General features: G+C 66.5%; 18 protein-coding genes. 9 read left to right on the top strand and 9 right to left on the bottom strand.

Features of this window, described 5'->3' with window-relative positions:
- The first annotated feature begins 160 nt into the window (after positions 1–160).
- The gene (locus tag VFY73_RS06560; RefSeq protein WP_329717123.1) at positions 161–1,108 is read left to right on the top strand and encodes an adenylate/guanylate cyclase domain-containing protein; all 948 of its coding nucleotides are present in this window, start codon (positions 161–163) and stop codon (positions 1,106–1,108) included.
- Between the two features lie 208 nt (positions 1,109–1,316).
- Positions 1,317–2,405, top strand: a complete 1,089-nt coding sequence (gene hemH / locus VFY73_RS06555) for a ferrochelatase (protein WP_329717122.1) — start codon at positions 1,317–1,319, stop codon at positions 2,403–2,405.
- 45 nt (positions 2,406–2,450) lie between these two features.
- Here the strand turns inward: hemH and VFY73_RS06550 are convergent, their stop codons facing one another.
- From VFY73_RS06550 to VFY73_RS06540, 3 genes are all read right to left on the bottom strand, one after another.
- Complete coding sequence (locus VFY73_RS06550; RefSeq protein WP_329717121.1) at positions 2,451–3,962, bottom strand: tripartite tricarboxylate transporter permease; 1,512 nt, start codon at positions 3,960–3,962, stop codon at positions 2,451–2,453.
- 72 nt (positions 3,963–4,034) lie between these two features.
- Positions 4,035–4,529, bottom strand: a complete 495-nt coding sequence (locus VFY73_RS06545) for a tripartite tricarboxylate transporter TctB family protein (RefSeq protein ID WP_329717120.1) — start codon at positions 4,527–4,529, stop codon at positions 4,035–4,037.
- 82 nt (positions 4,530–4,611) lie between these two features.
- Entirely contained in the window at positions 4,612–5,574 is a 963-nt protein-coding gene (locus VFY73_RS06540; RefSeq protein WP_329717119.1) for a Bug family tripartite tricarboxylate transporter substrate binding protein, read from the bottom strand.
- A gap of 151 nt (positions 5,575–5,725) precedes the next feature.
- Between VFY73_RS06540 and VFY73_RS06535 the strand changes: the two genes are divergently transcribed.
- The 7 genes from VFY73_RS06535 (at position 5,726) to VFY73_RS06505 (ending at position 14,229) form a co-directional block, all read left to right on the top strand.
- A complete protein-coding gene (locus VFY73_RS06535) occupies positions 5,726–6,412 on the top strand; it encodes a response regulator transcription factor (RefSeq protein ID WP_329717118.1) in 687 nt (228 codons plus the stop codon).
- Positions 6,413–6,527: 115 nt separating this feature from the next.
- Complete coding sequence (locus VFY73_RS06530; protein ID WP_329717161.1) at positions 6,528–7,904, top strand: sensor histidine kinase; 1,377 nt, start codon at positions 6,528–6,530, stop codon at positions 7,902–7,904.
- A 15-nt stretch (positions 7,905–7,919) separates the two neighbouring features.
- A complete protein-coding gene (locus VFY73_RS06525) occupies positions 7,920–8,342 on the top strand; it encodes an RNA-binding S4 domain-containing protein (RefSeq protein ID WP_329717117.1) in 423 nt (140 codons plus the stop codon).
- 131 nt (positions 8,343–8,473) lie between these two features.
- A complete protein-coding gene (gene grpE / locus VFY73_RS06520; RefSeq protein WP_329717116.1) occupies positions 8,474–9,010 on the top strand; it encodes a nucleotide exchange factor GrpE in 537 nt (178 codons plus the stop codon).
- Positions 9,011–9,109: 99 nt separating this feature from the next.
- Positions 9,110–11,068 carry a molecular chaperone DnaK gene (dnaK, locus tag VFY73_RS06515; protein WP_329717115.1) on the top strand — a complete coding sequence of 653 codons (1,959 nt, stop codon included), beginning with the start codon at positions 9,110–9,112 and terminating at the stop codon, positions 11,066–11,068.
- A 111-nt stretch (positions 11,069–11,179) separates the two neighbouring features.
- Positions 11,180–12,337 (top strand): molecular chaperone DnaJ, encoded by a 1,158-nt coding sequence (dnaJ, locus tag VFY73_RS06510; RefSeq protein ID WP_329717114.1) that lies wholly within the window; start codon positions 11,180–11,182, stop codon positions 12,335–12,337.
- 137 nt (positions 12,338–12,474) lie between these two features.
- The gene (locus tag VFY73_RS06505; protein WP_329717113.1) at positions 12,475–14,229 is read left to right on the top strand and encodes a response regulator; all 1,755 of its coding nucleotides are present in this window, start codon (positions 12,475–12,477) and stop codon (positions 14,227–14,229) included.
- On the opposite strand, the gene VFY73_RS06500 is transcribed toward VFY73_RS06505, so the two are convergent.
- The 6 genes from VFY73_RS06500 to rpsF all read right to left on the bottom strand — a co-directional run bounded on the left by VFY73_RS06500 (position 14,230) and on the right by rpsF (position 18,626).
- On the bottom strand, positions 14,230–15,441 hold the full coding sequence (locus tag VFY73_RS06500; RefSeq protein ID WP_329717112.1) for a PA0069 family radical SAM protein: 1,212 nt from the start codon (positions 15,439–15,441) through the stop codon (positions 14,230–14,232).
- Positions 15,442–15,574: 133 nt separating this feature from the next.
- Positions 15,575–16,996, bottom strand: a complete 1,422-nt coding sequence (gene dnaB / locus VFY73_RS06495) for a replicative DNA helicase (protein ID WP_329717111.1) — start codon at positions 16,994–16,996, stop codon at positions 15,575–15,577.
- A gap of 145 nt (positions 16,997–17,141) precedes the next feature.
- On the bottom strand, positions 17,142–17,594 hold the full coding sequence (gene rplI, locus VFY73_RS06490; protein WP_329717110.1) for a 50S ribosomal protein L9: 453 nt from the start codon (positions 17,592–17,594) through the stop codon (positions 17,142–17,144).
- A 12-nt stretch (positions 17,595–17,606) separates the two neighbouring features.
- The gene (gene rpsR, locus VFY73_RS06485) at positions 17,607–17,891 is read right to left on the bottom strand and encodes a 30S ribosomal protein S18 (RefSeq protein ID WP_329717109.1); all 285 of its coding nucleotides are present in this window, start codon (positions 17,889–17,891) and stop codon (positions 17,607–17,609) included.
- Between the two features lie 50 nt (positions 17,892–17,941).
- Positions 17,942–18,226 (bottom strand): primosomal replication protein N, encoded by a 285-nt coding sequence (priB, locus tag VFY73_RS06480; RefSeq protein WP_329717108.1) that lies wholly within the window; start codon positions 18,224–18,226, stop codon positions 17,942–17,944.
- 37 nt (positions 18,227–18,263) lie between these two features.
- Positions 18,264–18,626: a 30S ribosomal protein S6 gene (gene rpsF, locus VFY73_RS06475; RefSeq protein WP_329717107.1), complete on the bottom strand. Its 363-nt coding sequence runs from the start codon at positions 18,624–18,626 to the stop codon at positions 18,264–18,266.
- Positions 18,627–18,628: the final 2 nt, after the last annotated feature.

The following is an 18,628-nucleotide window of genomic DNA, read 5'->3' as shown; positions in this document are numbered from 1 at the left end:
CGCAGCTTGCGCTACAAGCTGCGCACCTATCTGGACAACATCTGACGGTCCGTGCGGGGCCATGCAGCGTGGCCCCGCCCTCGCTCGATAACATCTGAGTACAGTGCCCTCCCACAGGGCACCTGCCAGCCCACTGCCGGCAGGCTAAACTCATTGACGCATGGCCACCATCAAGCGTCGCACCGTCCTGTTTGCCGACCTGCGCGGCAGCACGGCGCTGTACGAATCTCTCGGCAACGCGCAGGCCACCGCGGTTGTCACCCAAACCATCAATGCGCTGGCCCAGCGGGTGCCCGCCATGGGCGGCCAGGTCATCAAGACGCTGGGCGACGGCCTGATGGCCGTGTTCTCGGTGCCGTCGATGGCCCTGGCCAGCGCGATGCAGATGCACGACCTGCTGGAGTCGACCGTCGCGGCGCCGCACGCCGCACCCGGGGTGGCCCGCCTTCGCCTGCAGATCGCGATGGCGCTGGGCGAAGTCGTCGAAGTCAACAGCGACTGCTTCGGCGATGCCGTCAACGTGGCCGCCCGCCTGCTCGACCATGCCGGCGACAACGAAACGCTGATCACCGGCGACCTGTACGACGAGCTGCCGCTGGACACCCGCGCCGCCTACCGCTCGCTCGACCGCGTTCACCTGCGTGGGCGCGCCGAGCCGGTCGAAGTGCACATGCTGCCGCCGCGGGGCGTCGACACGACCGCGACGCTGATGGAAACCCGCTTCGACCTGGCCGAGCCCGAGGGTCTGCAGCTGCTGTGGCGCGACAGCGTCTACCGCCTCAGCCGCAGTGACCTGCCCATCCTGATCGGCCGCGGCTCGACTTGCGGCCTGCAGATCGACGAAGCCCGCGTTTCGCGCACCCATGCCCGCATCGACTGGACGGGCGGCGGCCTGCAGGTGGCCGACCTCAGCATCAACGGCACTTACGTGCGCTTCACCGGCGACGACGAAGTGCTCAGCCTGCGCCGTGGCGCCTGCACCCTGCACGGCAGCGGCGATATCGGCCTGGGCGGCTCGCCCAACGAGGTCGGCGTGCCGGTGCTGCAGTTCAGCGTGATGTCGAGCCTGGACGACACGGTGCCGATGCGGCTGCCACCTAGAAGTTGACCCCCACGCCCCCCTCCGGGGGCTGCCTTGCAGGCCGCGCCGGGCCAGAGACCCGGCCCCTCGCCAGGCAATAACAGTCCACTGGACTGTTATTGTCCGGGCGAGGCCCCCCGAGGGGGCTCGCGCAGCGGACCGGCAAAGCCGGATCCGCGCACGCCAATTGAAGGGCGGCGGCTCCTGCGGAGCGCCGCAGAGGATCGAGATCGACATGCCGGCGTCCACATCGTCATACAGCCACGGTCAGCCCTCCCCGATCGGGGTGCTGCTGTGCAACCTGGGCACGCCGGACGCGCCGACGCCGGCGGCCACGCGGCGCTATCTGGCAGAGTTCCTCGGCGACCCGAGGGTCGTCGAGATTCCGAAGGTTGTCTGGTGGCCGATCCTGCATGGCGTGATCCTGCGGACGAGGCCGGCCAAGTCGGCCAAGAAGTACGCCAGCATCTGGACCCCCGAGGGCTCGCCGCTCGCCGTGTGGACGGATCGGCAGGCCAAGCTGCTGCAGGGCTACCTGGGCGAGCGTGGCTGCCCGGTCATCGTCAAGCCGGCGATGCGCTATGGCAACCCGTCGATCGCCTCGGCGCTCGACGCCTTTCAGGCTGCGGGCGTCCGGCGCGTGCTGGTGCTGCCGGCCTATCCGCAGTATTCAGGCGCGACGACGGCGAGCACCTTCGACGCGGTCAGCAACTGGGGCCAACGCACCCGCTGGGTGCCCGAGTTCCGCTTCATTCACCAGTACCACGACGACGCGGCCCACATCGCCGCATTGGCGGCCAGCGTGCGAGTGCACTGGCAGCGCGAGGGCCGCGGCGAGATGCTGCTGATGAGCTTCCACGGCATGCCCGAACGCACGCTGAAGCTGGGTGATCCTTACCACTGCCAGAGCCAGAAGACGGCGCGCCTGCTGGCCGAGGAGCTGCGCCTGGCGCCCACCGAGTGGCGCATCGGCTTCCAGAGCCGCTTTGGTCGTGCCAAATGGCTGGGCCCGGCCACGGACGCGACGCTCAAGCAGCTGGCCGCCGGCGGCACCCAGCGCGTCGACGTCATCTGCCCCGGCTTCGCCGCCGACTGCCTGGAGACGCTGGAAGAGATCGCGCAAGAAGGCCGCGAAACCTTCTTGCACGCTGGCGGCCGGGCCTTTCACTACATCCCCTGCCTGAACGATTCGCCCGCCGGCATGGCGGCCCTGGCCGACTTGGCCCGGCGCCATCTTGCTGGCTGGTTCGACGGACCGCCGGCCGGCCCCGACGTGCGCGAAGCCTCGCGCCAGCGTGCCCTGGCACTCGGCGCCAGCGACTGATCCCGCTGAATCGAAAAGGGCCGCGCAGAGGCGGCCCTTCGGCACTCACACGCGCACGACCGTGTCCGGCTCTTGCTGCGGCTTCAGCCAGCGCACGGCCCGCGGCAAGACCAACACGCTGACCACGACGACCAGCAATGCCAGCGACATCGGCCGCTGCAGGAAGATCGTCCAGTGCCCCTCACCGATCGACAGCGCATTGCGCATCTGTGCTTCGGCCAGCGGCCCGAGGATCATCCCGACGACGACCGGCGCTGTCGGAAAGTCGAAGCGCCGCATCGCCACGCCCAGCAGGCCGATGGCATACAGCAGCACCAGGTCGAACGCCGACTGGCGCATGCCATAGACGCCCACCGTCGCGAAGATCAGGATGCCGGCATACAGCGGGGCCTTCGGGATCTTCAGCAGCTTGACCCACAGCCCCACCAGCGGCAGGTTCAGCACGAGCAGCATCACGTTGCCGATGTACAGCGATGCGATCAGTGCCCAGACCAGCGACGCATTCGTGTCGAACAACTGCGGCCCGGGCTGGATGCCGTAGTTCTGGAACGCGCCGAGCAGGATCGCGGTGGTGTTCGAGGTCGGGATGCCCAGCGTCAGCAGTGGCATCAGCGTGGCGGTGATCGCGGCGTTGTTGGCCGCTTCCGGCCCGGCCACGCCTTCGATGGCGCCGGTGGTGCCGAACTCTTCCTTGTGCTTCGAGAGCTTCTTTTCGGTCGCATAGCTCAGGAAGGTCGGGATCTCGCTGCCGCCGGCCGGGATGGTGCCGAACGGCATGCCGATGAAGGTCGCGCGGATCCAGGCCGGCCACGAGCGCCGCCACTCGCCGCGGCTCATGTGCACACGGCTCATCTTGTTCTGGGTCTCGACGACGCGGCCTTCGTACAACACGTTGTAGAGTGCTTCGGCCACGGCGAACAGCCCGACCGCGACCAGCACCACCTCGAACCCGTCCATCAATTCCGGCACACCGCCGGTGAAACGGGCGACGCCGGAGATCTGGTCCAGCCCGACCAGGCCCAGCCCCAGGCCGATGGCCAACGCCGTCAGGCCACGCAGCGTGCTCTTGCCCAGCACCGCCGAGACAGTGGTGAAGGCCAGCAGCATCAGCATGAAGTACTCGGGCGGGCCGAGCTTGACCGCGTAGTTCGCAACGATCGGTGAAAAGAAGGTCACGAACACCGTGGCGATCGTGCCGGCGACGAACGAGCCGATGGCGGCGGTGGCCAGCGCAGCGCCGGCGCGGCCGCTCTTGGCCATCTTGTTGCCTTCCATCGCCGTGACCATCGAGCCCGATTCGCCCGGCGTGTTCAGCAAGATGGAGGTCGTCGAGCCGCCGTACATCGCACCGTAGTAGATACCGGCAAAGAAGATCATCGACGCCGTCGGCTCGACCTTCAGCGTGATCGGCAGCAGCATCGCCACCGCCGTGGCCGGGCCGATGCCCGGCAGCACACCGACGGCCGTGCCGACGATGCAGCCGAGCAAGGCCCACAGCAGGTTGATCGGCGTGCCGGCGGTCGCAAAACCCTGCAGCAGTTGGTTGAGAATTTCCATATCAGTACCGCCCGGCCTGGCGAGCGACACGGCACGGCCCGCAAGGCCGCGAATGTAGAGAACGTGGGGGTTTCATAACCATCCGGTCGAGGTGAGGCCGGGAAGGCCGATGGACAGCAGTTGAGTGAACATCCAGAACACCGGCGCCGAGATCGCCAGGCCGACCACGACATCCAGCGCCACCGCCGGCAGGCTGAAGCCGCGCTGACCTTCGGCTGCCTTGAAGCCGCGCACCGCGAGCACGAAGCACAAGGTGCAGCTGAGGATGAAGCCGATCGTCGTGATCAGCGCGGCATTGGCGAGGATGCCGGCACTGACCCAGGCGAAGCCGCGCCAGTCACCGCGCTCGGCGCCGGAGGGCTCCTCCATGTTGCGAAAGCCGCCGGCGAGGGCCTCCCAGACCAGCCATGCACCGCAGACGCTCAACATCGCCCCCACCACCAGCGGCAGGAAGTTCGGCCCGACACCGGCGTAACCGGCGTCGGACGAGAGCTGGAGCGCCCCCCACACGAACACGATGCCCGCACCCAGGGTGCCGACGCCCAGCGCCGTCTGGGGCGCCTTCATGCAGGCCCCCAGGGGCAGCCCGCACGACTCGCCCCGCGAGGGGATCCGCCCTGCGCAGGGCGACTCGGCGACGTGGCCATCGTCAGATCATCCCGGCCTTGACCATCACCGCACGCAGGCTCGCGAATTCGTCGTCGACGAACTTCTCGAACTCCGGCCCGACCATCAGCGCCGAAGTCCAGCCATTCTTCTCGAGCGACTCGGCCCACGCCTTGCTCTTGGTCGCCTTGACCACCATCTCGGTCAAGGCCTTGCGCTGGTCGGGCGTGATGCCGCCCGCGCCGTACACGCCGCGCCAGTTGCCGATCACGACATTGATGCCCTGCTCCTTCAGCGTCGGCACGTTGATGCCCTTCAGGCGTGCGTCCGAGGTGACACCGATTGCGCGCATCTTGCCCGACTCGATGTAGCTCTGGAACTCGCTGTAGCCGCTGCCACCGATCGAGACATTGCCGCCGAGGATGGCCGCCACCGCCTCGCCGCCGCCCCGGAACGGCACGTAGTTGATCTTGGCCGCGTCGACGCCGACCTCGCGGGCGATCATCGCGGCAGCCACATGCTCGGTGGAGCCGCGCGAGCCGCCGCCCCACTTGACGCTGCCAGGGTCTTTCTTCATCTGCTCGACCACGTCCTTCATGGTCTTGAAGGGCGAATCGGCCGGCAGCACGAAGACGTTGTATTCGCTGGTCAGGCGCGCGATCGGCGTGGCCTGCGACAGGCTGACCGGCGGCTTGCCGGTGATGATGCCGCCGAGCATCACGGCACCCATCACCATCATCGCGTTGGGATCACCCTTGCCGGCGTTGACGAACTGCGCCAGGCCGAGTGCACCGGCAGCGCCACCCTTGTTCTCGTAGCTCACCGTCGCGGCGGCGCCGGACTCCTGCAGCGCCTTGCCCAGTGCGCGGCCGGTGGTGTCCCAGCCGCCACCCGGGTTGGCCGGGATCATCATCTTCACGTTGGCAGCCGCGGCCAACGCGTGCAGCGGCAGGCCCGAGCTGGCAGCCAGGGCAGCGAGTGACTTCAGGAAGGTGTCTCGGCGCATTGCGGTCTCCTTGGAGGTTCGTTTCGGGACACTGGCATGCTCGCCATTGGGGCTGTCATCCGGCTGTCGATCCAGCTAGGGGAAACCCCGGATCCACGACCACCAAGCCAAGCGCAGGTGCAGGGGCAAACGGGGTGCTAAGGTCGCTGCGGTGAAAGTCCTGCTGATCGAAGACGACCCCACGCTGCAAGCCACCTTGCAGCGCACGCTGGAGCGCCGCGGCATGCGCGTGGCCACCTGTGGCGACGGCGCCCGCGCGCTGGAACGCTGGCAAGCCGCCGTGCCCGACGTGGTGCTGCTGGACCTGAGCCTGCCCGGCCTGGATGGCCTGAAAGTGCTCGAACGCGCACGCGCCGAAGGGCTGACGACACCGGTCATCGTGCTGACCGCGCGCGGCACCATCGGCGACCGGATCATCGGCTTGAACACCGGCGCCGACGACTACCTGCCCAAGCCCTTCGACCTGGACGAGTTGGAGGCACGCATCCGCGCGCTCACCCGCCGCCAGGCACAAGCGGGCAACAGCTCGATGGCCTTGGCAGCGCCCGAGTTCGCCGGCCTGCGCTGCGATTCGGACAGCGGCGCGATCTACTTCCGCGGCGAGGCGCTGGAGCTGGCCCCGCGCGAGGCCACGCTGCTGCGCGCACTGCTGCAACGCCCCGGACATGCACAGGCCAAGGAGCGCCTGTTCGAAGCCGTCTTTCCCGGCCACGCCGAAGTGCAGCTCGAAGCGATCGAGGTGGTGGCGTACCGCCTGCGCAAACGGCTCGCACCAACGGGCGTGCAGTTGGTGACACTGCGTGGGCTGGGCTACCTGTTGAAGGCGCCGGCTGCATGAGCACCGCACGGCCGCCCGGCGAGCGCCTGGCTCCTCGGTGGGCCGGACGGGCCGCAGGCCCAAGGGTGCACCGGTGAAGCGGTGGTGGGCCCGGCGCTCGCTGCGCGACCGGCTGATGCTCGGCATCCTGCTCCCGGTGCTGGGCTTCATCGTCATCAACACCGTGGTGCTCTACCGCCAGGCGCTGCGCGCGGCCGACACCGCCTACGACCGTACGCTGCTGGCCACCGCCAAGTCCATCGGCGACCTGCTCGAGGTCAACATCGATGGCGAGAAGGTGCACCTGAAATCGACGCTGCTGTACTCGGCGCTGGAGCCGTTCGAGGCCGACAACCGCAGCCGCCTGTACTACCGCGTGACGGGCTTCGACGGCGAGACGGTCTCTGGCTTCGAAGCCCTGCCGCCCTGGCACGGCAAGCTGCCGCAGAAAGGGCCGTATGCCGCGCTGGTCGACTTCTACGACGATCGCTACCAGGGCACGCCGGTGCGCGTGGCGGTGCTGCTGCAGCCGGTGACGTGGGCGGACGGCCAAGGCATGGCGACGATCCAGGTGGCCGAAACGCTGGAGCTGCGCGAGACGCTGGCCCGCAGCCTGCTGATGGACACGCTGTGGCGCCAAGCCGTGATGCTGATGCTGATCGCCGCGGTGGTGGTGTTCGTCGTCCAGCGCGCCACGCGCCCGGTGCGCGAGCTGAGCCTGCGCCTGCGCTCGCGCGCCGAGGGCGACCTGGCCCCGCTGGAAGACGACGGCGTGCCGCGCGAGCTGCAGCCGCTGGTTGCGGCCACCAACCACCTGATGGGGCGATTGAGCCACTTGCTGGACCACCAGAAGCGCTTCGTGCGTGACGCCTCGCACCAACTGCGCACGCCTCTGGCAGTGCTGAAAACGCAGGTGCAGTCGGCCCAGCGTGGTGATGTGTCCCCACAGCAGGCCCTGAGCGAGATCGGCGACACGGTCGACCGTGCCACGCTGCTGGCCAACCAGATGCTGGCGCTGGCCAAGGTCGAGCAGATCCGCCAGCAGGCCGACGCCAAGGCGCTGGACTGGGCCGAGATCGTGCGCGCGGTCGCGCTCGACATGTCGGCGCTGATCGTCGAGCACCAACTCGACTTCGACATCGAGACTCAAGCAGCGCCGGTGCATGCGCACGAATGGGCGCTGCGCGAGCTGTCGCGCAACCTGATTCACAACGCGATCAAGCACGGCCCGGTCGGCGGGCGGCTTGCGATCCACCTGCTGGCCGATCGGCACCATGCGGCCCTGACCGTGTCCGACAGCGGCGCCGGCATCGCCGCCGAGCAGCGCCAACGCCTGTTCCAGCCGTTCGCCGCCGGCAGCTCGCGCAGCGGCTCGGGCCTGGGCCTGGCGATCTGCCATGAGATCGTTACCACCCTGGGTGGGCAGATCGAGTTGGAGAACCGCGTCAACCACGGCACCGTCGAAGGCCTGGATGCCACTGTGCGTTTGCCGCTCGCGGCAGCCGCGCGTTGAGCCAAAATTGGCCCCGTGAAGGAACCCAAGCTCAGTGCAGCGCCGGTCCGCCTGGACAAATGGCTCTGGGCGGCGCGCTTCTACAAGACCCGCGCGCTGGCCGTCGAAGCGATCGGCAAGAACCGCGTCGACGTCAATGGCCAGCCCGCCAAGCCCTCGCGCGACGTGCGCGTGGGCGACCAACTGACAGTGCGCGAAGCCGGCATGCCGCCCCGCACGGTCGAGGTGCTGGGCGTCAGCGAGCTGCGCGGCCCTGCCCCGATTGCCCAGCAACTGTATGTCGAAACGGCGGACAGCCTGGCCGCGCGTGAGGCCGCCCGCGAAGCCCGGCGCCAGGGCGTGGAACCCGCCCAGACCATCGAGCACGGCAGGCCCACCAAACGCGACCGGCGGCAGCTGGCCGACTGGGACCGCTGGAGCGCCTCGGCGGACGACTGAACACGCCCCGTCCTGGGCACAGCATATGCCGCCGGATTTTGTGCCCGCGGCCCCCAAAAACCCTCTTGAACCTCGGAAAAGCGGCCCCAAATGGCTGCAGAACCTGAAAAACGGACCTCTGACGATTCGACATGAACAGCCAAGAACCGAACCTCGAGACCCCCACCCCTGCGTCCGACGCTCCGGACACTTCGGCCTCTGCTGCCGGCGCCGACCTGGCCACGCAACTGGCCCAGGCCCAGGCCCAACTGGCCGAAGCCCAGGATGGCCACCTGCGTGCCAAGGCCGAGGCCGAGAACGTGCGGCGCCGCGCAGACGAAGAGATCAGCAAGGCGCGCAAGTACGCGGTCGAATCGTTCGCCGACAGCCTGCTGCCGGTGAAGGACAGCCTCGAAGCAGCGATCGCGATGCCCGATGCTCCGCTGGAAAAAGTGCTTGAAGGCGTACACGCCACCTTGCGCCAACTGCAGCAGGCGCTCGAGCGCAACAAGGTGCTGCAGATCAACCCGCCTGCGGGCACCAAGTTCGACCCGCACCAGCACCAGGCCATCAGCATGGTGCCCGCCGAGCAGGACGCCAACACCGTCGTCGCGGTGCTGCAAAAGGGCTACCTGATCGCCGACCGCGTGCTGCGCCCCGCGCTGGTCACGGTGGCGGCTCCGAAGTAAGCCTTCCACTGAGCTTTTTCACCGGCCCCGGTCCTTGAAGACGCCGCAGTTATCCACAAATTCAGAACAAACGCCCTAACGCATCAGGAGCACGAAATCATGGGAAAGATCATTGGCATTGACCTCGGCACGACCAACTCGTGTGTCGCCGTCATGGAAGGCAACACCACACGGGTGATCGAGAACTCGGAAGGCGCGCGCACGACGCCGTCGATCGTCGCCTACCAGGAAGACGGTGAAGTGCTGGTCGGCGCTGCGGCCAAGCGCCAGGCGGTGACCAACCCGCGTCACACCTTCTACGCGATCAAGCGCCTGATCGGCCGCAAGTTCACCGAGAAGGAAGTGCAGAAGGACATCAACCTGATGCCCTACAGCATCGTGGCTGCAGACAACGGCGACGCCTGGGTGGAAGAGCGCGGCAAGAAGCTGGCGCCCCCGCAAGTCAGCGCCGAAGTGCTGCGCAAGATGAAGAAGACGGCCGAGGACTATCTCGGCGAAGAGGTCACCGAAGCGGTCATCACCGTGCCGGCCTACTTCAACGACAGCCAGCGCCAGGCCACCAAGGACGCCGGCCGCATCGCCGGCCTGGACGTCAAGCGCATCATCAACGAGCCCACTGCTGCGGCCCTGGCCTTCGGCCTGGACAAGCACGGCAAGGGCGACCGCAAGATCGCCGTGTTCGACCTCGGTGGCGGCACCTTCGACATCTCGATCATCGAGATCGCCGATGTCGACGGCGAGAAGCAGTTCGAAGTGCTGTCGACCAACGGCGACACCTTCCTGGGCGGCGAAGACTTCGACCAGCGCATCATCGACTACATCGTCACCGAGTTCAAAAAGGAACAAGGCGTCGATCTGACGAAGGACGTGCTGGCCCTGCAGCGCCTGAAGGAAGCGGCCGAGAAGGCCAAGATCGAGCTGTCCAACAGCACGCAGACCGACATCAACCTGCCGTACGTCACGGCCGATGCATCGGGCCCGAAGCACCTGAACATCAAGCTGACCCGCGCCAAGCTGGAAAGCCTGGTCGACGAGCTCATCGAGCGCACGATCGATCCCTGCCGCGTTGCCATCAAGGACGCAGGCGTCAAGATCAGCGAAATCGACGACGTGATCCTGGTCGGCGGCATGACCCGCATGCCCAAGGTGCAGGAGAAGGTCAAGGAGTTCTTCGGCAAGGAGCCGCGCAAGGACGTCAACCCCGATGAAGCCGTCGCCGTGGGCGCGGCCATCCAGGGCCAGGTGCTGGGCGGCGAGCGCAAGGACGTGCTGCTGCTGGACGTCACCCCGCTGAGCCTGGGCATCGAGACCCTGGGCGGCGTGATGACCAAGATGATCAAGAAGAACACGACCATCCCGACCAAGTTCGCGCAGACCTTCTCGACCGCCGACGACAACCAGCCGGCGGTGACGATCAAGGTCTACCAGGGCGAGCGCGAGATGGCCTCGGGCAACAAGAGCCTGGGCGAGTTCAACCTCGAAGGCATCCCGCCGGCTCCGCGCGGCCTGCCGCAAATCGAGGTCACGTTCGACATCGACGCCAACGGCATCCTGCACGTGAACGCCAAGGACAAAGGCACCGGCAAGGAAAACAAGATCACCATCAAGGCGAACTCGGGTCTGTCGGAAGAAGAGATCCAGAAGATGGTGAAGGACGCCGAGCTGAACGCGGCCGAAGACGCGAAGAAGCTGGAGCTGGTGCAGGCCCGCAACCAGGCCGACGCGATGATCCACTCGGTCAAGAAGAGCCTGGGCGAGCATGGCGACAAGCTCGACGCTGGCGAGAAGGAAAAGATCGAGGCTGCACTGAAGGAGGCCGAGGAAGCGCTGAAGAGCGACGACAAGGCCACCATCGACGCGAAGACCGAAGCCCTGATGACCGCCAGCCAGAAGCTGGGCGAGAAGATGTACACCGACCAGCAAGCGGCCCAGGCCGCGGCCGGTGCAGCCGGCGGCGGGAGCGGGAGCGGCGAGCATGCCGAGCACGCGCAAGCCCAGGCCAAGCCGTCCGACGACGAGAACGTGGTCGACGCGGAGTTCAAGGAAGTCAAGAAGTGATAAGCCGTCAGGCCGCGAGGCCTGACGTCCTATCTCGCCGCGTTCGAACGGCAGGCTGCAAGCCTGCCGCTCAACGCGGCGGTTTGCGTTTGGAACGACCTGAGACCTTTCATGGCGAAGCGTGACTATTACGAAATCCTGGGCGTGGCAAAGAACGCCTCGGACGACGACATCAAGAAGGCCTACCGCAAGCTGGCCATGAAGCACCACCCTGACCGCAACCAGGGTGACGATGCCAAGGCGGCCGAGGAAAAGTTCAAGGAGGCCAAAGAGGCCTACGAGATGCTGAGCGACGGCCAGAAGCGCGCCGCCTACGACCAGTACGGCCATGCCGGCGTCGACCCGAACGCGGGCGGCTTCCGCGGCGGCGCGGGGCCGGAGGGTTTCGGCGGCTTTGCCGAGGCCTTTGGCGACATCTTCGGCGACATCTTCGGCGGCCAGGGCGGCGGCGGCGGTCGACGTGGCGGCGGCGGGGGCCAGAAGGTCTACCGCGGCAACGATCTGTCGTACGCGATGGAGATCACGCTCGAAGAAGCAGCGCTGGGCAAGGACAGCCAGATCCGCATCCCCAGCTGGGAACACTGCGAGACCTGCAACGGCAGCGGTGCCAAGCCCGGCACCAAGGCCAAGACCTGCTCCACCTGCAACGGCGCCGGCACGGTGCACATGCGCCAGGGCTTCTTCTCGATCCAGCAGACCTGCCCGCACTGTCACGGCACCGGCAAGATCATCCCGGAGCCCTGCACGGTGTGCGACGGCGCCGGCAAGATCAAGAAGCAGAAGACGCTGGAGGTGAAGATCCCCGCCGGCATCAACGAAGGCATGCGCATCCGCTCGGCCGGCAACGGCGAGCCAGGTACCAACGGCGGCCCACCCGGCGACCTGTACATCGAGATCCGGATCAAGCAGCACGACATCTTCGAGCGCGACGGCGACGACCTGCACTGCACGGTGCCGGTGGGCATGGTGACGGCAGCGCTGGGCGGCTCGGTCGAGGTGCCGACGCTGTCCAGCAAGGTCGAGATCGAGCTGCCCGAGGGCACCCAGCACGGCAAGACCTTCCGCCTGCGCGGCAAAGGCATCAAGGGCATCCGCTCCAGCTACCCTGGCGATCTGTACTGCCATGTGACGGTGGAAACGCCGGTCAAGCTGACCGAGCATCAGCGCAAACTGCTGAAGGAACTGGACGAGTCGCTGAAAAAAGGCGGCGAGCGCCATTCGCCGAATGCCAAGAGCTGGACGGATCGGGTCAAGGACCTGTTCAAGTAGTGCCGGCTGAGGCCGATATGCACAGACAAGGCCGCAGGCATCCTCCCGCGGCTGCCCTTGCCTGGCGTCGGCCGCATGTCCACCTGCCTGTTCCGCATCACCGTTGAGGCTTCCGCCGCACGCCCTGGAGACCTGCGGTGACCCGCGCCGACCACGATTTCAGCAGCTGCAAGGCGCTGATCATCGATGGTCACCCGACCTCGCGCAGCATCATGGCTTCGCAGCTGCGAGACCTGGGCGTGGGCACGGTCATCCAATGCAACCGCATTGCCGATGCCCGCAAGCAGCTCGAGGCGCGCGAATTCGACCTGGTGCTGTGCGAGCAGCACTTCCAGGACGGCAACTCTTCCGGTCAATCGCTGCTGGACGACCTGCGCCGCGCGCAGCTGCTGCCGTTTTCCACCGTCTTCGTGATGGTGACCGGCGAAGCCAGCTACACGGCCGTCGCCGAAGCGGCCGAATCGGCGCTCGACAGCTACCTGCTCAAACCCTTTGCCGCCTCGTCGCTGGCCGACCGGCTGCTGCAGGCGCGCAAACGCAAGCGCGTGCTGCGCAGCATCTTCCTCGCCATCGAATCGGGCGACTACGACCACGCCGCGCGCCTGTGCCTGGTCCGCTTTCAAGCAAAGGCGCCGTACTGGCTGTACGCGGCGCGCATCGGCGCCGAGCTGCTGCTGCGGATCGGCCAGCATGACGCAGCCCAAAAACTGTTCCAGGCCGTCATCGACGCGCAGGCCCTGCCCTGGGCGCGGCTGGGCATCGCCCGCTCGCAGCTCGAAGGCGGCAAGGTCCAACAGGCCCGGCGTACGCTGGAGGTACTGATCGCCGACGACCCGAGCCACGCCGACGCCTACGACGTAATGGGCCGGGTGCATGTCGAACAAGGCTCGCTGACCGAAGCGCTGGAAACCTACCGCATGGCGACCCAGCTGACGCCCGGCTCGATCGAGCGGCTGCAGCGCCAGGGCATGCTCGCCTTCTACTGCGGCGAACACGCCGAAGCGCGGCGCGCGCTCGAGCGTGCTGCCGCCATCGGCATCACCTCCAAGATGTTCGACCTGCAGTCGATGGTGCTGCTGGCGTTTGCGCGCTTTCGCGACAAGGACGGCAAGGGCCTGCAGCGTTGCGCCGACAACGTCCACCACGTGCTAGAGAAGAACTCGAAGAGCGCCCGCCTGCGCCGCTTTGCCACGCTGATCGACACCCTGTGCCTGATGCAGAGCCGCCAGTTGGCGCGCGTGCTCGAAGAGCTGCGGCAAATGGCGAGCGACATCAGGCAGCCGAACTTCGACATCGAGGCGGCGCTGAACATGGTGTCGCTGCTGTCGGAGTTGGCAGCGGCCGAGCTGCAGCTCGACGCCGCCAACGAGTGGATCGAAACGATCGCGATGCGCTTTTGCGTGTCGAAGAGCCTGTCCGAGCTGCTCGCCAAGGCTTGCGGCACCCACCCGCCCTATGCCGAGCAGGTGCGTGCCGCGCACGCCAAGGTGACCGCCTTGGCCGAGGCGGCGATGAACCACAGCCTGAACGGAGAGCCCCGCGCCGCGGCCCAGGCCCTGCTCATGCATGGCAGCAAGACATTGAATACCAAGCTGATCGACATGGCGCGCATGGTGCTGCAACGCCACGCCGAGAAGATCGGCGACGCGACCGATCTGCAATCGGCGGCCGACGCGCTGTATGCCAAGCTGGCCTCGGCCACGACGCCGGGCTTCAACGCCGGTGCCCACCGCCAGTCCGGTGGGCTGGCGCTGCGCGCCACAGCGGCGCCAGCACCCGTTGTTGCTGCCACGAACACAACCAACGCGGTGGAAACACCCGCCAATCCCGCGGCCCCGCAAGAGCAGGAGGAGGCCGCTGCTCTGGCCGCCGGGCCCAGCGTCACGGGCTAGCTAGAACAGGCTCTGCTGCACCGGCGGTTCGGCCGGCTGCGCTGTCGATTTCGCTTTGGCCTTGGGCTGGCGCACGAAGCGCGTCATGTCCAGCTCCGTCCGGTCGTTGAGCAGGCCCAGCCGCGCCGCCGCTTTGTTGAAGCGTTGACGAATCAACTCGGCCCACAGGCCCTGGCCCGTCATGCGGCTGCCGAACTTCGCGTCGTAATCCTTGCCGCCACGCATGTCGCGGATGCGCGCCATCACGCGTTTGGCCCGATCGGGGAAATGCGCCTCCAACCATTGCTGGAACAACGGGTTCACCTCCCATGGCAAGCGGATCACGATGCTGAAGGCCCGCGTCGCGCCCGCCTGTGCTGCCGCTTCGAGAATGCGTTCCAGCTCCGGTTCGTTGATGAAAGGGATCATCGGCGATGCGCTGACACCGACCGGGATGCCGGCCTTGGACAACCGCTCGATGGTCCTCAGGCGTCGCTCGGGCTGGGCGGCGCGTGGCTCCAGAATCCGCGCCAGGTTGCCATCCAGCGTGGTCAGTGAGACATAGGCCGCGGCCATGCGCCCAGCCGCCATCGGCGCGATCAGGTCGATGTCGCGCTCGATGCCCGACGACTTGGTGATGACCGAGAACGGGTGCTTGAACTCGCTCAGCACCTCGATCACCGAGCGCGTGATGCCCAGCTTGCGTTCGGCGGGCTGGTAGGCGTCGGTGGCCGAGCCGATATTCAGCAGCATCGGCTCGTAGCTGGGGCTTTGCAGCGTGGCGCGCAGCCGTTCGGCAGCGTTCACCTTGGCAAAGATCTTGGTCTCGAAATCCAGCCCTGGCGACAGGTTGAAGTAGCTGTGCGTCGGGCGCGCGAAGCAATAGATGCAGCCGTGCTCACAACCGCGGTAGGGGTTGATCGACAGGTCGAAGTTGATGTCCGGCGAGTCGTTGCCGGTCAGGATGCTCTTGACGCGTTGCTCGATGACTTCGGTGCCGATCGGCAGCTTCTCTTCGGCAGCATCCTGGTCGAGCGTACCCCAACCATCATCGAAGCTTTCATGGTGGTCGCGGGTGAAACGGTGTTCGATCGCCCAGGCCGTGCCCCGCCCTTTGATGGCCACCGGTTCGCCAAGCGCCTTCCTGGCAGGAACGAACAGGATCGGTGTGCCGGCGGCAGGGCTGGCCGGCCGCGGCGGTGCCGGTGGTCGTGGCGGTGAAGTGCTTGGCATACTGTAAATATATACAGTATTTCAGCGTGCGCCAAGCCGGTCGGTCCGGCACCGCCGGCTCTCAAGAAAACAGTGGGGGAGTTCCCGGGTTCCTTGGAACGGTAGGCCCCGACTTTGCCGAGCCCTGGGGCGCTCAGTACTCCTGGCTCTGGCTGTAGGCGTCCGGCGCGAGGTTGTCGAACTTGGTGTTCTGCTTCAGGAATGCCAGTTTCAGCGTGCCCACCGGGCCGTTACGCTGCTTGCCGATGATGATCTCGGCGACGCCCGGCTCCTTGGATTCCTTGTTGTAGTAATCGTCGCGGTAGATGAACATGATCACGTCCGCGTCCTGCTCGATGGCACCTGATTCGCGCAAGTCGCTCATCATCGGGCGCTTGTCGGTACGGGTTTCGACCGAACGGTTGAGCTGCGACAGCGCGATCACCGGGCAGTGCAACTCCTTGGCGAGCGCCTTGAGGCCACGGGAGATCTCGCTGATCTCTGTCGCCCGGTTCTCGCCGCTGGAGCTGTTGGTGCCGCTCATCAGCTGCAGGTAATCGATGACGATCAGGCCCAGCTTGCCGCATTGGCGCGCCTGGCGACGCGCGCGGGCGCGCAGTTCGGCCGGGTTCAGCGCAGGCGTCTCGTCGATGAAGATCGAGGCCTTGGAAAGCTTGTCGACCGCTTCGGTCAAGCGCCCCCAATCGTCATCGCGCAACCGCCCGGTGCGCAGGCCCGACTGGTCGATGCGGCCCAACGAGCCGACCATCCGCAGGGCCAGCTGGGACGCACCCATTTCCATCGAGAACACGACGACTGGCAGGCCCTCGTTCACCGCCACGTTCTCGGCGATGTTCAGTGCAAAGGCGGTCTTGCCCATCGACGGCCGCGCTGCCAGGATGATCAAGTCACCGCCCTGCAGGCCGGCGGTCATGCGGTCCATGTCGTAGAAGCCGGTACGCACGCCGGTCACTTCCTCGGCGCCGTTCTCGGCCAGTTCCGTGACACGGTCGATCAGCTGCACGACCAGTTGGTCCATGCTCTGAAAGCCCTGCTTCGTACGCTGGCCTTCTTCGCCGATCTTGAAGATCTTGCCCTCGGCTTCATCGAGGATCTGCGAAACCTGCCGGCCTTGTGGGTTGAAGGCCTGGGTCGCGATCTCGTCGCTCGCGGCAATCAGCTTGCGCAGGATCGCGCGCTCGCGGACGATCTCGGCGTAGCGGCGCAGGTTGGCGGCGCTGGGCACGCTCTGCGCCAGCGCGTTCAGGTAGGCCAGACCACCGCACTCTTCCGCCTTGCCAAGCGACTGCAACTGCTCGAACACGGTGATCACGTCAGCCGGCTTGGTGGCGTTGATCAGGCCCCCGATGGCGCCGAAGATCAGCCGATGCTCGTAGCGGTAGAAGTCAGTCTCGTTGAGCACGTCGGCCGCCCGGTCCCAGGCGCCGTTGTCCAGCAGCAAGCCACCCAGCACGCTTTGTTCGGCTTCGATCGAGTGCGGCGGCACCCGCAGTTTGGCGACCTCTTCATCTCGCGGCGCGGAGCGGGGGTCGTGCGATTCGAAGATCGTGGTCATCGGTCGATCATAGGGTCGAGCAGCCGCCGTCCCTGTGTACAAGGCTGTGGAAATTGCGGGGACACGCAGTGCAAAACAAGTGCAGCCCAAAAGCAAAGGGCCGGTTCGAAAACCGGCCCTTTTGGATCGCGAGGCGAAGCCTGGATCAGTCGGTTTCGCCAACCACCTTCACGGTGATTTCGACCACCACATCGGTGTGCGCAGCCACGCTGACCGGGAACTCGCCCACGGCCTTCAGCGGGCCGTTCGGCAGGCGGACCTGCGACTTGACGACCTGGAAGCCGGCCTTGACCAGCGCTTCGGCGATGTCACCGTTGGTGACCGAGCCGAACAGGCGGCCATCGACGCCAGCCTTCTGGCTGATCGTGACGGTCTGGCCAGCCAGCTTCTCGCCCACGGCGGTGGCGGCCGCCAGCTTGTCGGCGGCGACCTTTTCCAGCTCGGCACGGCGGGCTTCGAATTCCTTGATCGCGGCCTCGGTGGCACGGCGGGCGCGCTTGGTCGGGATCAGGAAGTTGCGAGCGAAGCCGTCCTTGACCTTGACGATGTCGCCCAGGTTGCCCAGGTTGGCCACTTTGTCCAGCAGGATGATTTGCATGGTGGTGGCTCCTTAGACGCGGTGTTGGTCGCTGTACGGCAGCATGGCCAGGAAGCGCGAGCGCTTGATGGCGGTGGTCAGCTGACGTTGGAAGAAAGCGCGCGTGCCGGTCAGGCGGGCCGGCGTGATCTTGCCGTTTTCGCCGATGAAATCACGCAGCAGGTCGACGTCCTTGTAGTCGATCGACTCGACGCCAGTGACGGTGAAGCGGCAGAACTTCTTGCGGCGGAACAGCAGCGATTGCTGGTTGCGCTTGGGACGGCGGTCCTTGGAAAAGCGGCTCTTTGGTGGGGGCATGATGACCTCTGAAAATGTCTATCCGGTGTTCAAACAGGTACGTGGGCTCGTCAGGCGCTGATCTCGGTCACGTGGAACACGAGGCCTTTGCCGTTGCGCGAGGCTGCCAGGAAACCGGCAAATTGGGCCGGGGTTCCGAGCGCCAGGGCTGTGGCGGGCCGCGTGATCGCCCCGATCGCCACCGCTTTCAGTTGCATGACAACCTGGCGGGGTTGGCCGTCTTCGCTGACCGTGGACTGGTGCTTGAGCTGCAAGTCCAGGGCCGGCAAACCGGCGGGGGTGTAACGCATCGCGCCTCGCTCGACCACCTCAGCGGCGAGAACCAATCGGTTCATCGCGCAGCCTCGGCAAGCCGTGGCGAGCCAACGGGCTTCAGGTGGTGGACTCCTGGGCGGCCTTGCGGGCCTCTTCCTTCTCGACCGACTTCATCATCACCGACGGGGCCGTTTCGGCCTTGGCGGTGGCGACGGTCAAGTGGCGCAGCACGGCGTCGTTGAAGCGGAAGCCGGTTTCGAGCTCGGCCAGCACTTCCTTCGAGCACTCGATGTTGATGCACAGGTAGTGCGCCTTGGCGAGCTTCTGGATCATGTAGGCCAGCTGACGGCGGCCCCAGTCTTCCACGCGGTGCACCTTGCCACCACCATTGGTGACCAGGGCCTTGTAGCGTTCCAGCATGGCCGGAACCTGTTCGCTTTGATCCGGATGGATCAGCAGAATGATCTCGTAGTGACGCATAA

It is taken from the genome of Ideonella sp., from assembly GCF_036277275.1.
GTDB lineage: Bacteria > Pseudomonadota > Gammaproteobacteria > Burkholderiales > Burkholderiaceae_C > Ideonella.
This window is presented reverse-complemented; position numbering and strand designations above follow the sequence as displayed.